This window comes from Streptomyces sp. NPDC003036 (assembly GCF_040611175.1).
Lineage (GTDB): Bacteria > Actinomycetota > Actinomycetes > Streptomycetales > Streptomycetaceae > Streptomyces.
On the sequence record NZ_JBEXNO010000012.1, the window covers coordinates 28074 to 46195 of the forward strand.

Consider the following 18122-nt stretch of genomic DNA (forward strand, 5'->3'; position numbering starts at 1 on the left):
CCGCATGGCGGGGGCGCGGGCGTGGGCGGAACTCCTGCGCGTCTCCGCGCTGTTCAGCGTGCCGGGCGACGCGCTCGCGGGCGCCGCGGCGGCGGGCCTGCGCCCGAACCGGCGCACCGCGCTCGCCGCCGGTGCCTCGCTGTGCCTGTACGAGGCGGGCATGGCCCTCAACGACTGGGCCGACCGCTGCGAGGACGCCCGTGACCGCCCGCACCGCCCCCTCCCGTCGGGGCGCGTCACCCCGCGCGCAGCCCTGGCCGCCTCGGCGGCGCTGACCGCCACGGGCCTGGCCCTCGCCGCCCGCGCCGGCCGCGCCCCCCTCGCGGTCGCATCGGCCCTGGCGGCGGCGGTCTGGTCCTACGACCTCCACCTCAAGCACACCCCCGCGGCCCCCGCCACCATGGCGACGGCCCGCGCCCTGGACCTCCTCCTCGGCGCGACGGCGACGGCGACGGCGACGGCGGCCACGGCGGCCACGGTGGCCACGGTGGCGGGCCCGCGGCGCGCGGACCCCGCCCGGGCGGCGCTGGCCGCGCTGCCGTCCGCCGCCGCGCTGGGGGCGCACACCTACGCGGTGACGGCGGTCTCCCGCCACGAGACGCACGGCGGCTCGACGGCGACCCCGCTCGCCGCCCTCGCGGCGACCACGGCCCTGGCGGCCCTCGCGGCCCGGGAGGCGCTGGTACCGGCCCCGTCACGGCTCCGCGCGGTGAGCGGCCCAGGGGGTGTCTTGTCGATCAGGCCCGGTCAGGGGACGGCGGGGCGCGCCGCCGCACTCGTCACGGCTCTCACCGCCGCCGCCTACCTCCGCACCGCTGCCACCCCCTTCCTGCACGCCGCGCTCAACCCCTCACCACCCCTCACCCAACGCGCCGTCGGGGGCGGCATCCGCGCCATGATCCCGCTCCAGGCCGCGCTCACCGCCCGCGGCGGCGCCCCCGGCGCCGGGCTCGCCGTCCTGGGGCTCACCCCACTCGCCCGGGCGCTCGCACGGAAGGTGAGCCCCACATGACCGCCGCCCCCACCCTCGCGGGCCTCCGCTTCGGCTACGGCACCAACGGCCTCACCGACCTCCGTCTCGACGACGCCCTCGCCCTGCTCGCCGACCTCGGGTACGACGGCGTCGGACTGACGCTCGACCACATGCACCTCGACCCCCTCGCCCCCGACCTCGCCGCCCGCACCGACCGCGTCGCCCGCCGCCTGGACGCACTCGGCCTGGGCGTCACCGTCGAGACCGGCGCCCGCTACGTCCTGGACCCGCGCCGCAAGCACGGCCCGTCCCTGCTGGACCCCGACCCGGACGGACGGGCCGCCCGCACCCGGCTGCTGCTGCGTGCCGTGCGGGTCGCCGCGGACCTCGGCGCCCACGCCGTGCACTGCTTCAGCGGCACCACCCCCGACGGCACGTCCACCCCCACCGCGTGGAAGCGGCTCGAAGAGTCGCTCACCCCCGTTCTGGACGCCGCGGCCGCCGCCGGCGTCCCCCTCGCCATCGAACCCGAACCCGGTCACCTCCTCGCCACCCTCGACGACTTCCACCACCTGCGCCGCACCCTCGGCGACCCCGCTCCCCACCTCCTCGGTCTCACCCTCGACATCGGCCACTGCCAGTGCCTGGAGCCCGCACCGCCCGCCGACTGCGTCCGCGCCGCCGCGCCCTGGCTGCACCACGTCCAGATCGAGGACATGCGCCGCGGCGTCCACGAGCACCTGCCGTTCGGCGAGGGCGAGATCGACTTCCCGCCCGTCCTGGAAGCCCTCACCGCCACCGGCTACCAGGGCCTGACCGTCGTCGAACTGCCCCGCCACTCCCACGCGGGCCCCGAACTCGCCCGCGCGTCCATCGAGTTCCTCACGAAGGGAGCGCCGGCACCGTGACGCCGATCCGCAAGGAACTGGACGACCTGCTCGGCGGCGCCGCCCGCGCCTGGCTGGACGAGGCCCTCGCCGAAGCCGCCCACGCCGCTGCCGCCCCCGCGCCGCGCCCCGGCCCCGTCGGCGGCCCGCCCTCCTGGGAGGTGCGGTTCGCCTCCGCCGGCCGCCACTGCGGACAGGAACACGCCGACTCCGTACGCACCCTTCTCCTCCAGGAGGCCCGCGCCGGCACGGACACCCTCACCCGCCTGTACCACCACGGCACCGCCGCCGAACGGCGTGCCGTCCTGCTCGCGCTCCCCTCGCTCGTCTCCGGACCGGAGGCACTGCCCCTGGTCGAGGACGCCCTGCGCACCCACGACACCCGGCTGGTCGCCGCCGCCGTCGGCCCGTACGCCGCAGCCCACCTCCCAGCGCACCCCTGGCGCCACGCCGTCCTCAAGTGCCTCTTCACCGGCGTCCCGCTCGACGCCGTCGCCGCCCTGCCCGAGCGCGCCCGCGGCGACGCCGAACTGGCCCGGATGCTCGCCGACTACGCCGCCGAACGCACCGCCGCGGGCCGCCCCGTCCCCGCCGACCTCCACCGCGCCCTCGCCCTGACCGTCCCCCCGGAGGAGTCCTGATGCGCATCTTCGACCCGCACATCCACATGACCTCCCGCACCACGGACGACTACCAGGCGATGTACGACGCCGGGATCCGCGCCCTCGTCGAACCCTCCTTCTGGCTCGGCCAGCCCCGCACCTCGCCCGCCAGCTTCTTCGACTACTTCGACGCGCTGCTCGGCTGGGAGCCCTTCCGCGCCGCCCAGTACGGCATCGCCCACCACTGCACCCTCGCCCTCAACCCCAAGGAGGCCAACGACCCCCGCTGCACCCCCGTCCTCGACGAGCTGCCCCGCTATCTCGTCAAGGACTCCGTCGTCGCCGTCGGCGAGATCGGCTACGACTCCATGACCCCCGCCGAGGACACCGCCCTCGCCGCCCAGCTCCAGCTCGCCGCCGACCACGGGCTGCCCGCCCTCGTCCACACCCCGCACCGCGACAAGCTCGCCGGACTGCGCCGCACCCTCGACGTCATCCGCGAATCCCACCTCCCCCCGGAGCGGATCCTGCTCGACCACCTCAACGAGACCACCGTAAAGGAGGCCACTGACAGCGGCACCTGGCTCGGCTTCTCCATCTACCCCGACACCAAGATGGACGAGGAGCGCATGGTCGCGATCCTCAAGGCGTACGGGACAGAGCGGGTCCTGGTGAACTCGGCCGCCGACTGGGGCAAGAGCGATCCGCTCAAGACCCGCAAGGTCGGCGACGCCATGCTCGCCGCCGGATTCACCCCCGACGACGTCGACCAGGTCCTGTGGCGCAACCCCGTCGCCTTCTACGGCCTCAGCGGACGCCTCCAACTCGACCTCCCCGATCCGGGCCCCCTCCACGAGGGCAACTCCATCCTCCGCGGCGGGGAATGAGAGGAGCCGGCCATGCGCTTCCGCCACCCGGACGGCTCCACCATCCACCTCGCCTACTGCACCAACGTCCACCCCGCCGAGACCCTCGACGGAGTCCTGGCCCAGCTGCGGGACCACTGCGAACCCGTCCGCAGGCGCCTCGGCCGCGACCGCCTCGGCATCGGCCTCTGGCTGGCCAAGGACGCCGCCCACGCGCTGACCACCGACCCCGCCGCCCTCCGCGCCCTGCGCGCCGAACTCGACCGGCGCGGTCTGGAGGTCGTCACCCTCAACGGCTTCCCGTACGAGGGCTTCGGCGCCCAGGAGGTCAAGTACCGCGTCTACCAGCCCGACTGGACCCGGCCCGAGCGCCTCGCCCACACCACCGACCTGGCCCGTCTCCTCGCCGCGCTCCTCCCCGACGACGTAACCGAAGGCTCCGTCTCCACGCTGCCGATCGCCTGGCGCACCCCCTTCGACACCGCCGCCGCCGACACCGCCCGCGCCGCCCTCACCACCCTCGCCGAGCGCCTGGACGCCCTCGAGGAACTCACCGGGAAGTCGGTACGCATCGGCCTCGAACCGGAGCCCGGCTGCACCATCGAGACCACCGCCGACGCGATCGGCCCGCTCACCGGCGTAGCCAGCCCCCGCATCGGCGTCTGCGTCGACACCTGCCATCTCGCCACCTCCTTCGAAGACCCGCACACCGCACTCGACGCCCTCGTCGCCGTCGGCATCCCCATTCCCAAGGCCCAGCTGTCCGCCGCCCTGCACGCCGAACACCCCCACCTTCCCGAGGTACGCGCGGCACTCGCCGCCTTCGCCGAGCCCCGCTTCCTCCACCAGACCCGCACCCGGACCGCCGCCGGCCTGCGCGGCACCGACGACCTTCCCGAGGCGCTCGACGGCGAGACCCTCCCCGACGGCGCCCCCTGGCGCGCCCACTTCCACGTCCCCCTGCACAGCCCGCCCGCCCCGCCGCTCACCTCCACCCTCCCCGTACTCCGCGACGCCCTGGCCCGGCTCGTCGGCGGCCCGGCGCCGCACACCCGCCACCTGGAGGTCGAGACCTACACCTGGCAGGCCCTGCCGCCCGAGCTGCGCCCCCGCACCCGCGGCCGGCTCACGGACGGGATCGCCGCCGAACTCACCCTGGCCCGCGACCTCCTCACCGACCTCGGCCTCAAGGAACTCCCATGACGCGCCCCACCCCCCTCCTGGTCCTGGACGTCGTCGGCCTCACCCCCCAGCTCCTCGACCACATGCCGCACCTCAAGCGGCTCGCCCGCACCGGCTCCCACGCCCCCCTCGACACCGTCCTGCCCGCCGTCACCTGCACCGCCCAGTCCACCTTCCTCACCGGAACCCTCCCTTCCGAACACGGCATCGTCGGCAACGGCTGGTACTTCCGCGAACTGGGCGACGTCCTGCTGTGGCGCCAGCACAACCGGCTCGTCTCCGGTGACAAGCTCTGGGACGCCGCCCGCCGCGCCCACCCCGGCTACACCGTCGCCAACATCTGCTGGTGGTACGCCATGGGCGCGGACACCGACATCACCGTCACCCCCCGCCCCATCTACTACGCCGACGGCCGCAAGGAACCCGACTGCTACACCCGGCCGCCCGCCCTGCACGACGAACTGACCGGTAAATTCGGCACCTTCCCCCTCTTCCACTTCTGGGGCCCCGGCGCCGACATCGTCTCCAGCCAGTGGATCACCGACGCCACCCGCCACATCCTCCGCACCCGCACCCCCGACCTCGCCCTGTGCTACCTCCCGCACCTCGACTACGACCTCCAGCGCTACGGCCCCGACGACCCGCGCTCCCACCAGGCCGCCACCGACCTCGACACCGTCATGGCCCCCCTCCTGGACGACGCCCTGGCCGAAGGCCGCACCGTCGTCGCCCTGTCCGAGTACGGCATCACCCGCGTGACCCGGCCCGTCGACATCAACCGCGCCCTGCGCCGCGCCGGCCTGCTGGAAGTCCACACCCAGGACGGCATGGAGTACCTCGACCCCACGGCCTCCCGGGCCTTCGCCGTCGCCGACCACCAGCTCGCCCACGTCTACGTACGCCGTGCGGAGGACCTCGCCGCCACCCGCGAGGCCCTCGCCGGCCTGCCCGGCCTCGACCGGTTCCTCGACGACGAGGGCAAGAAGGCCCACGGCCTCGACCACCCGCGCTCCGGCGAACTCGTCGCCATCGCCGAGCCCGACGCCTGGTTCACGTACTACTACTGGCTCGACGACGCCCACGCCCCCGACTTCGCCCGGCTCGTCGAGATCCACCGCAAGCCCGGCTACGACCCCGTCGAGCTGTTCATGGACCCCCTTGACCCGTACGTACGGGTCAAGGCGGCCACGGCGATCGCCCGCAAGAAACTGGGCCTGCGCTACCGCCTGGCGGTGGTGCCCCTCGACCCCTCGCCTATTCGCGGCAGCCACGGCCGCCTCCCCCTGAGCGATGACGAAGGTCCGCTCATCGTGTGCTCCACCCCCCGCGCCGTATCGGGCCGCGTCGCGGCCACCGATGTGAAGTCCCTGCTGCTTGAACTCGCCGGTCTCCACTGACCTGACCTCAGTGAAGCAGACGCCACTGACAACGAGGAGTTATCCACATGCCGCGCACGACCCGGACCACCGACCCCGAGCTCGCCCACCGCCTCAGCAGACGCACCATGCTGGGTGTCGCCGCCGGCGCCACCGCCACCGCGCTCCTCGGCGGCACCACGGCCGCCGCCTCGGCCGCCGAAGCCACCACGACCAGCAGTGGCCGCGGCCGGCCCGTCCTCCCACCCGGCCGGCTCGGCATCCAGCTCTACTCCCTGCGCGACAAGGTCTCCACCCTCGGCTTCGGCCCCGTCTTCGAAGAGCTCCGGCGCCACGGCTACGACGAGGTCGAGTACGCCGGCTACACCCAGGGCTCCGCCGGCCCCATCACCCTCTCCGAACTCAAACGCCTCACCCGCGACCACGGCCTGCGCGCCATCGGCAGCCACGTCGGCTACTACTCCTCCGACCCGAAGGCGTACACCTTCGCGCAGAACCTCACCAAGGTCCTCGACGACGCCCAGGCCCTCGGCCTGAAGCACATCGGCACCGCCTCCGGCCCCTGGCGCTACGGCGCCACCGTCGACGGCTGGAAGCGCTGCGCCGAGGAGTTCAACCACTACGGCGCCGAGGCGAGGAAGCGCGGCATGAAGTTCTACCAGCACAACCACGCCGAGGAGTTCTCCTTCGCCACCGACCGCCCCGACGTACGCCTCTACGACGTCCTGCTCGCCGAGACCGACCCCGACCTCGTCTACCTGGAGATGGACATCTACTGGGCCTACGCGGGCCGGTTCCGGTTCGGCAAGCGCGCCGACGGCACCCCCGCCCCCTTCGACCCGCTCGACTACGTGCTGCGGCAGCCCGACCGCTATCCGCTCTTCCACGTCAAGGACGGCGAGCGCGACGACTCCGCCCGCGACGGCTACCGGATGGTGGACGTCGGGGACGGGGACATCGACTACCAGCGCTTCATCTCGGCGGTCACCCGTACCCCCGGCGGCCGCCGCGACCACCACTGGCAGGCCGAACACGACAACCCCGTCGAGTCCCTCACCTTCGCCCGCAAGGCCGCCGCGCACCTCCACTCACTGCGCGAGAAGGACTGCTAGGGCCCGTCCTCAGGACCTGGTCGGGACGGCCGCCTATCCGATGCCCTGCCGGTCGGGCTCCAGCGCGAACACCCGGTCGGCGGGCTGCGCCACCGTACGCGCCACCGCCTCTTCCAGAAGCGCGCGGTGGCGCAGCAGCGGCTCCCGTCGCCCCTCCGGGACGAGCAGCAGCAGGTCGTCGAGCCCGGCCAGCATCCGCCGCGTGACCTGAGGGCTGCCCGCCGCGCAGGCCCTCAGCTCCGCGAACCCGAGATCGACCATGTCCTCCCAGTCCGGCACGGCCTGGACCAGCCGCACCGCTCCGCGGCGGTCACGGTGCACCACGGCCCCCAGCGGCCGCGCCGCGACGACCGCCAGGAACTGCACGATCCGGTCGAGGCACTGCACCGCGGTCGTGGGATCGTTCACCGCCGCCGACATCGCCCGCAGCGCGATGTCCACCAGCTGCCGCAGCCCGAACGCCACGTCCTGGTGGAAGGTCCGGTCCACCCCCACCGACACCGCCGACCGCAAGATCCCCGCGTCCGGCGGCCGCCCGCCGTGCACCCCCAGCACCGGCGTACCCGGTACCACGTGGTCCCCGATCCGCGGAATGAGCCGCAGCACCGCGTCCTGCCGCCGCGCGGCCCGCACCAGCCGTGCCACGTCCACATCCCGCAGCACCCCAGCCCGCCCCCGGTGCGCCACCCGGCCGGTCTCGGGCGGCAGCGCCACCCCCTCCGTCCCCCCGGCCGGCTGCCGGGCCAGCACCCGAAGCGCCTCCCGGGTGATCCGGTCCACCACCGGGCCAACCTGCATCATCCGCAGGGTGGTCGTCACGTACGCGATGAAGAGCAGCAGACTGAGCCCCACCAGCATCAGCGTGACCACCGACTGCACCAGCGGCACCGCCGTGACCCGCTCCGGCTCCGCCTCGCTCTCGTACGAGGTCATCACCAGCAGCGAGAACAGGAACGTCGACAGGAACACCGTCAGCGTCAGCTTGCTGATCCGGCTCCGTACGAAGATCCGCACCACCCGCGGCGTGAGCTGCCCGGCGGCCATCTGCACCGCCACCAGGGAGATGCTGAAGACGACGCCGATGAAGGTCAGCATCGCCTGGCTGACCGTCGTGACGATCGTCTTCGCGTCCTCGGCGATCGCCGTGAGATCACCGATCTCGTCGTACGCCCGCCGCTCCCGCAGCAGGTCGACGATCGCGGCGTCGGCCGTCGCGGCCGCCGCCCAGAGCACGAACGCGCACACCAGCCCGGCGGTCGGGGCGAACCAGAAGGTGTCCCGCAGATGCTCCCTCAGCGGTGACAGCACGCGGGGCCTGCGGTGTTCCGACACAAAGCTCACCCCCCGCACGCTATCCGCACGCTCCGTACGCCCGTGGCGACGCGGTGTGTGTGTCGCCACGGCGACCCCGCCGGCGAGCCGCCCCACCCGCCTGACCACGGGATATGCGGGTGAAGGGCACCTCAAACCCCTGGTAGAGTTATCCATGTCGCCGCGGGGAACACCCCCGCGAAACGGCAGACACCTTGTCCGGGTGGCGGAATGGCAGACGCGCTAGCTTGAGGTGCTAGTGCCCTTTATCGGGCGTGGGGGTTCAAGTCCCCCCTCGGACACCAGATGGGACCCCTGATTTCGATCAGGGGTCTTCCGCTTTTCCGGAGCCGCCAGACGCGAGGTCACCCCTCGCCCCTGGCGGCTTCCTGCAGCGGAGGCGGGTTACCAGCGGGCGCCGAGGAACTCGCCCTTGTGGAAGCCGCCGCTCGTGATGGAGTCACCGCTGTCGTGCTCCAGGTGGTGGAACTTGCCCTTCTTCCACTCACCCGACCAGAAGCCGGCCTGGCAGCTGGTGTCGCAGGCCTCCTTGTCCTCCTTGTCGCCGTACGCGGCGGCGGGGACGGTACCGAGTGCCGTGGCGGCGGCCACGAGGGCCGCGCAGGCGAGGGCCTTCTTGAGCATCTGTTCCTCCGGATCGCAGGGAGCTCCGCCCGGTGGGTCCGGGCGGGATTCGAAGACAGGGGTTCCCCTCGGCCTTCGCTTCCGTGCGCTAGGCGGGCCGAAGCCCACCCTTTCGAGGGCGGTCCAGTCAGCTCATCTGACGGTATACCAATTCACGCAAATGGCCCCCCGGCGTCGCCAGCAGCGTGGTCGGCGGGCCCTGCTCCACGATGCGGCCGGCCGACATGACGATCACCCGGTCGGCGTCCATGACCGTGGACAGCCGGTGGGCGATCACCAGGCGCGTGGCGTTCAGGCGCCGTGTGGAGTCGATGACGATGCGCTGCGTCTCGTTGTCGAGGGCGCTGGTCGCCTCGTCGAAGAAGAGGATCCTTGGGCGGCGGATCAGCGCCTGGGCGATCATCAGCCGCTGGCGCTGGCCGCCCGAGATGGCGCCGCCGCCGGCGATCATCGTGTGCAGGCCCATCGGCATGCGCTTGATGTCCTCCGCGAGGCCCGCCATCTCGGCGGCCGCCCAGACCTCCTCCTGCGAGAAGGTCTCCGCGCCGCAGATGCAGTCCAGGATCGAGCCGGTGAGCGGCTGCGCATTCTGCAGGACGACCCCGCACTGGCGGCGCACCGCCGCCTGGTCCAGCGCGGCCAGGTCCTGGCCGTCGTACAGGACGCTGCCCGAGGCCGGCCGGTCGAAGCCGATGAGCAGGCGCAGCAGGGTCGACTTGCCGCAGCCGCTCGGGCCGACGACGGCCACGAACTCGCCCGGGCGGATGGCGAGCGACACGTCGTCGAGGACGAGCGGCGCGTCGTCGGCGTACCGGAAGGAGACGTTACGGGCCTCGATGGCACCCGACAGCACGCCCGGCTGGGCCGTGGAGCCGCGCACCTCCGGGGCCGCGTCCAGCACCGGCTTGATCTGTTCGAACAGCGGCAGCGCGGCCGCCGCCGACACCAGCGCCCCGGTCAGCTGCGTCACCGACGTCAGCAGCATCGTCACGGACGTGCTGAACGTCAGGAACGCGCCCGCCGACATCGAGCCCCGCGCCGGGCCCGCCAGCAGCATGAACATGATGAGCGAGCAGAGCGGCAGGTACACCGCGTCCAGGACGGTGGTGATGTTCCTGATCCGGCCCGCCCGCTGCTGCAACTCGCGCGAGCGGGCGAACTCCCGCGCCCACGCCGCGTACGCGAAGCTCTCCGCCGCCGCCACGCGCAGCTTCGGCAGCCCTCGCAGCGTCTGGAAGGCCTGGTTGTTCAGCTTGTTGCCCAACTCCACCAGCCGCCGCTGCCAGCGCACCTGCCACAGCCCCAGCCCCAGGAAGACCACCCCGATGACCAGCAGCATGGCGATCGCCGCCAGCGCCAGCGGCACGCTGTAGCAGAACAGCAGCACCAGGTTCATGGCGCCGATCGTGGACGCCTGGAGCGCCACCGGCCCGACGCCGGTCATCACGCGGCGGACCGCGCTGATGCCCATGGCGGCGCTCGCCAGCTCACCCGTGGAGCGCTCGGTGAAGAACCGTGTCGGCAGCCGCAGCAGCCTGTCCCACACGGCCGGTTGCAGCACGCTCTCGACGCGGCCCTCCATCCGCAGCAGCGTGAGGTTCTGCAGCAGCATGAACGCCGCGGACACCACACTGGTGACCATGACCGCCAGCGACACCTGCGTGATCAGGCTCTTCTCGGCCGCCGGGACGTACGAGCCGAGCACCTTGCCCGTCGCGATCGGCACCAGCGCCCCCAGGCACACGGTCACCAGACCGGCGAGGGCCAGGTTGCGTACGTCGCCGACAGTGCCGCGCATGCTGAACCGCAGCAACCCCCAGGGCGACAGCGGGCGGTCGGGCAGCGGGCGGTAGAACATCACCGCGCGCGGCTCCAGTTCGGCTGCCTTCTGGGCGCCGAGCCGGATCCGCAGGCCCGACGCCGGGTTCACCGCCTCGTACCGGCCGCGCCGCCACAGCAGTGCCACCGGCGCCCCCGACTTGGCCCAGTGGCCGACGAGCGGCCCGGCGTCCGTGCGCCACCAGTCCCCGTCGAGCCGGACCGCGCGGGTGCGGACGCGGGAGGCGACCGCGATGCGCTCGACGGGACCCATCCGCTCGTCGGCCGTGCCGTCGCTCCGCACCGTCTCGGCCAGCGCGATCCCCGCTGCCCGCGCGACCCGGCGGCACACGGCGTACGTGGCGTCGTCGCTCGCGCCGACCCCCGCGCCGGACTTCCGCCCGGCGCGGTCCGGGCCGCCGATGGACGCCAGCAGCGCCTGGTCCGCCCGCGCGCGGACGGCCTCGCCCGCCCTGATGCCGGCCGCGGCCCGGTCCTCGTGCGCCCGCTCCGACTGCTCGATCCAGCGGTCCACGGCGGACAGCAACCGGTACTGCTGGTTGACCATCTGCTGCCACAGGCCGCCGTCCACCAGCAGATCACCCGCCGCGTCCGCGCCGTACGCGGCGCCGTACTGGACGCTCCCCGGGGGCACCGGCATCCACAGCATGTCGTCGTCGGCGACCGCCTCCCCCTCCTCGGCGGCCGGGCGCCCGTCCAGCGGAGCCTCGAACAGCACGCCCAGACTGCGGGCCGTACCGAGCGCGAAGGCCTGCTCCAAGGGGCTTTGTTCACCGTGGGGACCGTGCGGCGCATACGGGTCGTACGAGGTGTACCCGTTGCCTCCGTACAGCTCCCGCAGCGCGATGCGGCGCAGCGCGCAGTCCTGGGTCGGGCGGCCGACCAGCGTGTGCTGCGGGCCCTCCACCGGGCCGAGCAGCAGGCTGCCCGCCTCCAGGCGGCCCAGGAAGTGCCAGTTGCCCTGCTGCGCCGCGTCGACCGCGAAGAGGTCCAGGCCGCCGCCGACGACCAGCCACAGCGCGTGCGGGCCCTCCAGATGCACACTGCGCAGCCCGGTGCAGTCGACAGGCGTGCCCAGCCCGCCGAAGGCGTGGGTGACGGGGTCGTAACCGACCACGGGGGGAAGGGACACGTCAGCGCTCCCGTACCAGCTCGGCGTACGCGCCGCCGGCGGCGATCAGATCCTCGTGGCGGCCGCGTTCGACGACCGTGCCGTGGTCCAGCACCACGATCTCGTCGCTGTCACGGACCGTGGACAGCCGGTGGGCGATGACGACGCAGGCGCAGCCGCGCCGCCGCAGGTTGTCGATGATGACTTCCTCGGTCCGGGCGTCCAGGGCGCTCGTCACCTCGTCGAGGACGAGGATCGACGGCCGCCGCACCAGCGCCCGGGCGATCTCCAGCCGCTGCCGCTGCCCGCCCGAGAAGTTGCGCCCGTCCTGTTCGACGCGGCTGTGGATGCCCTCCGGCCGCCGCGCGATCACGTCGTCGTACAGGGCGGCGTCGCGCAGCGCGGCGACGACCGCCTCGTCCGGAATGGAGGGGTCCCACAGGGCGACGTTGTCGCGGACGGTGCCCTCGAAGAGGAAGACGTCCTGGTCGACGAAGGAGACGGAGGCGGCCAGCGCGCTGCGCGGAATGTCCTCCAGGCGCTGCCCGTCGATGCGGATCGTGCCCTCCCACGGGGCGTACAGGCCGGAGATCAGGCGGGAGACGGTGGACTTGCCGCTGCCGGAGCCGCCGACGAGCGCCACCTGCTGCCCGGGGCCGACGGTCAGCGAGAAGCCGGTCAGCAGCGGCTTGTCGAGCGGGCTGTAGCCGAAGGTGATGTCCTCCAGCTCCACGTGCCCCTTGAGGCGGCGGGTGCTCGTGTCCGCCTCCACCCGCGCGTAGAGGGTGTCGGCGGGGAAGTTCTCGACGTCCTTGAGCCGGGTCACGTCGGCCGCGAAGTCCTGGATGCGGCCCGCCACACCGTTGAGCCGGGTGAGGGGAGCGGTGAAGCGCGTCACCAGAGCCTGGAAGGCGACCAGCAGGCCGATGGAGATATGGCCCTCGACCGCGCGCAGCCCGCCGATCCACAGAATCAGCGCGCTGTTCAGCGTCGCGAGGGTGGGCGCGACCACCGCGAGGACCGCGCTCGGCACGCCGAGCCTCTGCTGCACCTCCAGGGTGGTGGCGTGCTGCCCGGCCCAGCGGCGGAAGTAGCCGTTCTCGCCGCCGGTGGCCTTCATGGTCTCGATCAACTGCAGGCCGGTGTACGAGGTGTTGGTCAGCCGTGCGCTGTCGGCGCGCAGCTTCTGAGTGTGGGTCGAACGCAACCGGATCACGATCCGCATCGCCACCACGTTGAGGAGCGCGATCCCCACGCCCACCACCGTCAGCTGCGGGTCGTACGTCCACAGCAGCAGCGCGTACAGGACGACCACGATGCCGTCCACGCCGGCGGCGGCGAGGTCCCGCGCCAGGGTCTCGGCCACGGCGTCGTTGGACTGGAGCCGTTGGACCAGGTCGGCGGGGCTGCGCTGGGCGAAGAAGGTCACCGGCAGCCGCATCAGGTGCCGGAAGAAGCGGGCGCTGCCGAGCGTGGACGAGATGATCCGCCCGCGCAGCAGGTTCGCCTGTTGCAGCCCGGTCAGCACGGCGGTGAGCGCGACCATCGCGGCCATCGACGCGAACAGCGGCGTGAGCACCGAGCTCTGCCCGCCGATCAGGAACATGTCGATGTACGTACGGCTCAGCGCCGGCACCGCCGCCCCGACCGCCACCAGCAGCAGGCTGGCGAGGAACGCGGCCAGCAGAGTGCCGGTCGTACCGCGCAGCCGCGCGGGCACGGCGCGCAGCACGCCCGGCCTGCGCCCGCCCCGCCGGAAGGACTCGCCCGGCTCCATGACCAGGGCCACCCCGGTGAAACCGGTGTCGAACTCCTCCATCGAGACGAAACGGCGGCCCTTGTCGGGGTCGTTGACGTGCACGCCCCGGCGCCCGAACAGGCCGAACCGGCGTCCCATGCCGTCGTACACGACGTAGTGGTTGAACTCCCAGAAGAGGATGGCCGGCGCTCGCACCTCGGCGAGGGCGGCCGGCTCCATCTGCATGCCCTTGGCCTGGAGTCCGTAGCCGCGCGCCGCCTTCAGGACGTTGCTGGCCCGCGAGCCGTCGCGGGAGACACCGCACGCGATGCGCAGTTCTTCCAGCGGTACGTGCCGCCCGTGGTGCGCGAGCACCATGGCGAGGCAGGCGGCGCCGCACTCCACGGCCTCCATCTGGAGGACGGTCGGCGTGCGGACGGCCTTGGGCCTCCGGACCATGGGCCTGCGTCCCTTGGGCGTCGGCCGGGCGCGGCGCCGTCCGCCGGTCGCGGTGCTCACGGCAGGAGCCAATCGATCGGGTGCTGCTCGGCGAGATGGACCGAGCCGGTGGTCAGGGTCATGGAGTCGAGGGGGTACGAAGGGCCGTCCGACGTCGACCACGCGTACCCGGTCTTTGTCGAGGAGGACCGCTCCAGGCGGACCAGAACGGATACCGGGGGGCCCTGCCGGGAGAACTCCTCACCGAGCTGGCCGCTGCCGAGGAAGGCGGTGATCCGCTGGCGCGTCTGCGCGGTCCGTCCGACCGCCTCCACCCGTCCGCGCAGCACGCCGTACTGCTGCGCCGGCACGGACTGGACGGTGAGGTCCACGGAGGCGCCCACGGGTACGGCGGCGCCACGGTCGGCGGGGACGTACAACACGGCCATCAGCGGGTCGTCCTCACGCCCGGCCCGCTCCACGGCGGCCACGTCGGCGCCCGTGGTGACCACCGAGCCGATCGTGGCGACGAGAGCCGTCAGCCGGCCGGCGGCGATGGCGCGGACGACGGCGGTGCCCTCGGGGGTGCGCACCTCGACCAGCGGGGCGTCGTCGGTGACGTACTCGCCCTCCTTGGCGCGTACGTCCACGACCTGGCCCGAGACGGGGCTCTGGAGGATGTAGCTGCCCTGGGCGTGCGTGAGGATGCCGGGCGCGGAGAGTGTGGAGGAGACGGAACCGGTCACGGCCCAGACGGAGGCGGCGATCACGGCGAGCACCGTGACGGTGAGGACGAGCAGGCCCTGCGGACGCGCGAAACGCACCGGCAGGTCTATTTCCTCCGGAGATTGCAGCTTGGAAAGGGCCTTTTGGCGGAACTGCACGTAACTCTTCCCTCGACTGCATATGTCCGTTCGGGGAGTGAAACAAGGAAAAGCCGGGTGAGCCCCGGAACGGATGAGTTCCGGGGCTCACTCAAGCCGTCTCAGAGGCCGGCGGCGAAGCCGGTGAGGGCCGACGAGTTGAGGCCGGCGAACGACTCGACGGCGCCGACGGCGGAGGTGGCGACACCGGAGACCGGGGCGATGGAGTCCACCGTGGCGGTCACGTTGGCCACGGCGGAGCTCGCCACGGCGGAGTGCAGACCGCCCGACACGTTGTCGAGGTCGGCGTCGGAGATTTCCAGGGTCTGGATCTCGGGGTTCATGCGGAGGTTCCCTTCACACGGATAACTCGAAAGCACGGCGGGTTACCGGCACTTTGTGCGGCAGCCCGCAGTGCGATGGATCAAAGCACGGGGGCGCGCCGCTCAGCCAATCGGCCGGACGGCGTTCCGAGTGGTATCCCGCCGATGAATTACCACCGTGTGCAGGGGCGTTCATGAATTGGTGCCGGGTTCTTCACAGGCCCCTCGGTTCCCGGTGTCCGGCGCGCTCGGGCCGAGCGATGCGGAATTGGACATTCCGGCACCAACGCGCAGAGGTGACGCCGCGTCGGGTGAGCGGTGATGGGAGAAGGTGTGACGCCTGTACATTCGGTGTGCAGATTCGCTGGCATCGCGCCATAACGGACGCGACGCGGACGCGACATGGGCGTGACGCGGCCCCCTCACGGACACGACGTGGACCGCGTCACGGACGCGAAGAAGCCCCCTGCGGCCCCGGCTGCCGGCCAGGGCCCCCAGGGGGCGGGGCGCGACACGTCAGACGCGGTCGGCGGCGATGAGCAGGTAGTGGAGGCTGCCCTCCTCGTACGCCGTGAGGAACGGCTCCTCGATGCCGGTGGCCAGCGACGACGTGGCGCGCAGCTCCCAGTACGGAATGGTCTGCGCCGTCAGGTCGACGACGTTGATCGGCACCAGGTTGTTGGCCGCCATGGCCTTGAAGTACGCGCTGCGCGGGTGGATGTTGCACGTGTAGTGCTCGTCGATGCGGCTGACGGCCATGGAGCGGCCGCCGGTCACGTCGTTGGAGCAGCCGGTGACGCAGACGTAGCGGCCGCCGAACTCCAGGACCCTGGACACCTCGGCGTACAGCTCGAACAGGTCGACGTACATGGTGGTTTCGTTGGTCCACGCGCCCCGGCGCGAGGCCGTTTCGAAGCGGGTGTCGAGCATGTTCCGGAAGTGGAACCTCACCCGGTCGGAGACACCGCGCTCCTCGGCCTGCGTGTTGGCGAAACCGACCTGGTACTCGGAGATCGACACCCCGTCGACCTGGCAGCCGAAGCGCTGGTGGGCCATGAAGCTGGTGCCGCCGCGCCCCGAGCCGCAGTCGAGCAGCATGTCGTCGGCCGTGACGGCGCCCAGGTGGTCCAGCAGGACATCGGCCTGGGCGGTCTCCAGACGGTGGAGTTCGCGGGTGATGCGTTCCTGGCGCGTCTCCTCCGGCCCCTCCAGTACGGAAGGGTCGTACTCGCCCAGCCCGTAGTGGTGGTGGTAGAGGCCGTCGACCTCACCGAGTCGAAGATTGACCGGGTCCTGCTGGTGGGTGTTCCCGTACGCGGCGACGGACTTCTGGTAGTCGGTGCGCAGTACCTCCCGGGTGTCACGCACGCGGACGGACCTCGATGTTCTCGAGGATGCCGATGGCGTCCGGCACGAGGATCGCGGCCGAGTAGTAGGTGCTGACGAGGTACGAGATGATCGCCTTCTCGTCGATCCCCATGAACCGGACGTTGAGCCCGGGCTCGTACTCGTCGGGCAGACCCGTCTGGTAGAGGCCGATGACGCCCTCGTTGTCCTCGCCCGTACGCATCGCGATCATCGAGGACGTCTGGTGCTCGGTGATCGGGATCTTGCCGCAGGGCAGGATCGGGATGCCGCGCCACGCGGGGATGTGGTGGCCGCCGATGTCCACGCTGCCGGGGTTCACGCCCCGCTTGGTGCACTCCTTGCCGAAGGCGGCGATCGCGCGCGGGTGGGCGAAGATGTACTGCGTGCCGCGCCGCATGCTGATCAGGTCGTCGAGGTCGTCCGGGGTCGGCGGACCGGCGGGGCTCTGGATGCGCTGGTTGTAGTCCGTGTTGTGCAGCAGCCCGAAGTCCGGATTGTTGACCAGCTCGTGCTCCTGGCGCTCGCGCAGCGCCTGGACCGTCAGCTTGAGCTGCTGCTCGGTCTGGTTCATCGGCTTGTTGTAGAGGTCGGCGACCCGGCTGTGCACCTTCAGGATCGTCTGCGCGACGCTCAGCTCGTACTCGCGCGGCTCGAGTTCGTAGTCCACGAACGTGGTCGGCAGCGGCGGCTCGCCCTCGTGGCCCGAGAGGAAGCTGATCTCCACCTCGCCGTACTTGTTCGTCGGCCGGTGGCCGTTGGAGGTGAGCCCCTGGACGTGGTCGCGCAGCGTCTCGTACTGCGACGCCACCGTCTTGTACGCCGACTGGGGGAGCGTCAGCACGGTGGTCGTGGTCAGCGCGCGGACGGAGAACTCCCACTTGGCGTCGGCGTCGCCCGCCAGCAACCGGCCGCCGAACGAGTCGCCGTCGGCGAGCATGCCGAGGCGCGTCTCGGAGTCGTCGTACTTGCCCTTGCCGACCTTCTCCACCTTGCCGTGCGCGATCAGGAAGACCGTGTCCAGCTTGCGGCCCCTCTCGACGAGGAGCTGGCCCGGCTCGTACGTCTTCTGGACGAACTTGTCGGCCAGCGCCGCGAGGGCGGTGGGGTCGTTGAAACCGCGCAGCAGCGGCAGTTCGCACAGCTCGGCCGGAATGACCTGCACCTTGGAACCGGTCTGTACGAAGGTGACGCGGCCGTCACCCACGGAGTACGACAGGCGGCGGTTGACCCGGTAGGCGCCACCGGGGACGTGCACCCACGGCAGCTTGCGCAGCAGCCAGCGCGAGCTGATCTCCTGCATCTGCGGTTCGGACTTGGTGGTCGTGGCGAGATTCCGCGCTGCCCGGGTGCTCAGGCTGAGCTGGATGCTCTCCTGGGTCTGGATCTGCGGCGGCTCGGGAGCGGGACGTGTCTCGACGGCCATGGAAGCCTTCCCTTTCATACGGTGATCCACCTGGCTCCTCATGGCGGGCACCGACCCGACTCCAC

Annotated in this window: 15 protein-coding genes and 1 tRNA gene; 8 read left to right on the forward strand and 8 right to left on the reverse strand. The window is 72.1% G+C overall.

The annotated features are described in order from the left end of the window. The first annotated feature begins 4 nt into the window (after positions 1–4). The 7 genes from ABZX67_RS11380 to ABZX67_RS11410 are packed head-to-tail and all read left to right on the forward strand — an operon-like array spanning position 5 to position 6998. Entirely contained in the window at positions 5–1012 is a 1008-nt protein-coding gene (locus ABZX67_RS11380; protein WP_355357660.1) for an SCO3242 family prenyltransferase, read from the forward strand. Beyond that, positions 1009–1881, forward strand: coding sequence for a sugar phosphate isomerase/epimerase family protein (locus ABZX67_RS11385; protein WP_355357359.1), 873 nt, complete (start codon positions 1009–1011; stop codon positions 1879–1881). Before ABZX67_RS11380 ends, ABZX67_RS11385 begins: the two co-directional genes overlap by 4 nt. Then, positions 1878–2501, forward strand: a complete 624-nt coding sequence (locus ABZX67_RS11390) for an EboA domain-containing protein (RefSeq protein WP_355357362.1) — start codon at positions 1878–1880, stop codon at positions 2499–2501. The genes ABZX67_RS11385 and ABZX67_RS11390 overlap by 4 nt, the downstream gene beginning before the upstream one ends. After that, positions 2501–3349, forward strand: coding sequence for a TatD family hydrolase (locus ABZX67_RS11395; RefSeq protein WP_355357365.1), 849 nt, complete (start codon positions 2501–2503; stop codon positions 3347–3349). Before ABZX67_RS11390 ends, ABZX67_RS11395 begins: the two co-directional genes overlap by 1 nt. 12 nt (positions 3350–3361) lie before the next feature. Further along, complete coding sequence (eboE, locus tag ABZX67_RS11400; protein ID WP_355357368.1) at positions 3362–4531, forward strand: metabolite traffic protein EboE; 1170 nt, start codon at positions 3362–3364, stop codon at positions 4529–4531. Further along, positions 4528–5907, forward strand: a complete 1380-nt coding sequence (locus ABZX67_RS11405) for a nucleotide pyrophosphatase/phosphodiesterase family protein (protein ID WP_355357371.1) — start codon at positions 4528–4530, stop codon at positions 5905–5907. Before eboE ends, ABZX67_RS11405 begins: the two co-directional genes overlap by 4 nt. A gap of 47 nt (positions 5908–5954) precedes the next feature. Continuing rightward, entirely contained in the window at positions 5955–6998 is a 1044-nt protein-coding gene (locus ABZX67_RS11410) for a sugar phosphate isomerase/epimerase (protein ID WP_355357374.1), read from the forward strand. 33 nt (positions 6999–7031) lie between these two features. On the opposite strand, the gene ABZX67_RS11415 is transcribed toward ABZX67_RS11410, so the two are convergent. Next, a complete protein-coding gene (locus ABZX67_RS11415; RefSeq protein WP_355357663.1) occupies positions 7032–8330 on the reverse strand; it encodes a DUF2254 domain-containing protein in 1299 nt (432 codons plus the stop codon). Positions 8331–8526: 196 nt separating this feature from the next. Between ABZX67_RS11415 and ABZX67_RS11420 the strand changes: the two genes are divergently transcribed. Further along, positions 8527–8614, forward strand: a tRNA-Leu gene (locus ABZX67_RS11420). A gap of 100 nt (positions 8615–8714) precedes the next feature. Here the strand turns inward: ABZX67_RS11420 and ABZX67_RS11425 are convergent. From ABZX67_RS11425 to ABZX67_RS11455, 7 genes are all read right to left on the reverse strand, one after another. Continuing rightward, positions 8715–8954 carry a hypothetical protein gene (locus tag ABZX67_RS11425; protein ID WP_355357377.1) on the reverse strand — a complete coding sequence of 80 codons (240 nt, stop codon included), beginning with the start codon at positions 8952–8954 and terminating at the stop codon, positions 8715–8717. Between the two features lie 127 nt (positions 8955–9081). Next, a complete protein-coding gene (locus ABZX67_RS11430; RefSeq protein ID WP_355357380.1) occupies positions 9082–11925 on the reverse strand; it encodes an NHLP bacteriocin export ABC transporter permease/ATPase subunit in 2844 nt (947 codons plus the stop codon). Between the two features lies 1 nt (position 11926). Then, positions 11927–14101, reverse strand: a complete 2175-nt coding sequence (locus tag ABZX67_RS11435) for an NHLP family bacteriocin export ABC transporter peptidase/permease/ATPase subunit (RefSeq protein WP_355357666.1) — start codon at positions 14099–14101, stop codon at positions 11927–11929. 56 nt (positions 14102–14157) lie between these two features. Continuing rightward, positions 14158–14964, reverse strand: coding sequence for an HlyD family efflux transporter periplasmic adaptor subunit (locus tag ABZX67_RS11440; protein ID WP_355357383.1), 807 nt, complete (start codon positions 14962–14964; stop codon positions 14158–14160). Between the two features lie 101 nt (positions 14965–15065). Next, a complete protein-coding gene (locus ABZX67_RS11445; protein ID WP_355357386.1) occupies positions 15066–15287 on the reverse strand; it encodes a type A2 lantipeptide in 222 nt (73 codons plus the stop codon). Between the two features lie 495 nt (positions 15288–15782). Next, positions 15783–16634 (reverse strand): geranyl diphosphate 2-C-methyltransferase, encoded by an 852-nt coding sequence (locus ABZX67_RS11450; RefSeq protein WP_355357389.1) that lies wholly within the window; start codon positions 16632–16634, stop codon positions 15783–15785. Next, on the reverse strand, positions 16627–18057 hold the full coding sequence (locus ABZX67_RS11455; protein WP_355357392.1) for a family 2B encapsulin nanocompartment shell protein: 1431 nt from the start codon (positions 18055–18057) through the stop codon (positions 16627–16629). The genes ABZX67_RS11450 and ABZX67_RS11455 overlap by 8 nt, the downstream gene beginning before the upstream one ends. Positions 18058–18122: the final 65 nt, after the last annotated feature.

Bases quoted from the DNA above. Each gene is read 5' to 3' on its own strand.
- ABZX67_RS11380 (WP_355357660.1), top strand. From the start codon at position 5: ATGGCGGGGGCGCGGGCGTGGGCGGAACTCCTGCGCGTCTCCGCGCTG.
- ABZX67_RS11385 (WP_355357359.1), top strand. From the start codon at position 1,009: ATGACCGCCGCCCCCACCCTCGCGGGCCTCCGCTTCGGCTACGGCACC.
- ABZX67_RS11395 (WP_355357365.1), top strand. From the start codon at position 2,501: ATGCGCATCTTCGACCCGCACATCCACATGACCTCCCGCACCACGGAC.
- eboE (WP_355357368.1), top strand. From the start codon at position 3,362: ATGCGCTTCCGCCACCCGGACGGCTCCACCATCCACCTCGCCTACTGC.
- ABZX67_RS11405 (WP_355357371.1), top strand. From the start codon at position 4,528: ATGACGCGCCCCACCCCCCTCCTGGTCCTGGACGTCGTCGGCCTCACC.
- ABZX67_RS11410 (WP_355357374.1), top strand. From the start codon at position 5,955: ATGCCGCGCACGACCCGGACCACCGACCCCGAGCTCGCCCACCGCCTC.
- ABZX67_RS11425 (WP_355357377.1), bottom strand. From the start codon at position 8,954: ATGCTCAAGAAGGCCCTCGCCTGCGCGGCCCTCGTGGCCGCCGCCACG.
- ABZX67_RS11435 (WP_355357666.1), bottom strand. From the start codon at position 14,101: ATGGTCCGGAGGCCCAAGGCCGTCCGCACGCCGACCGTCCTCCAGATG.
- ABZX67_RS11445 (WP_355357386.1), bottom strand. From the start codon at position 15,287: ATGAACCCCGAGATCCAGACCCTGGAAATCTCCGACGCCGACCTCGAC.
- ABZX67_RS11455 (WP_355357392.1), bottom strand. From the start codon at position 18,057: ATGGCCGTCGAGACACGTCCCGCTCCCGAGCCGCCGCAGATCCAGACC.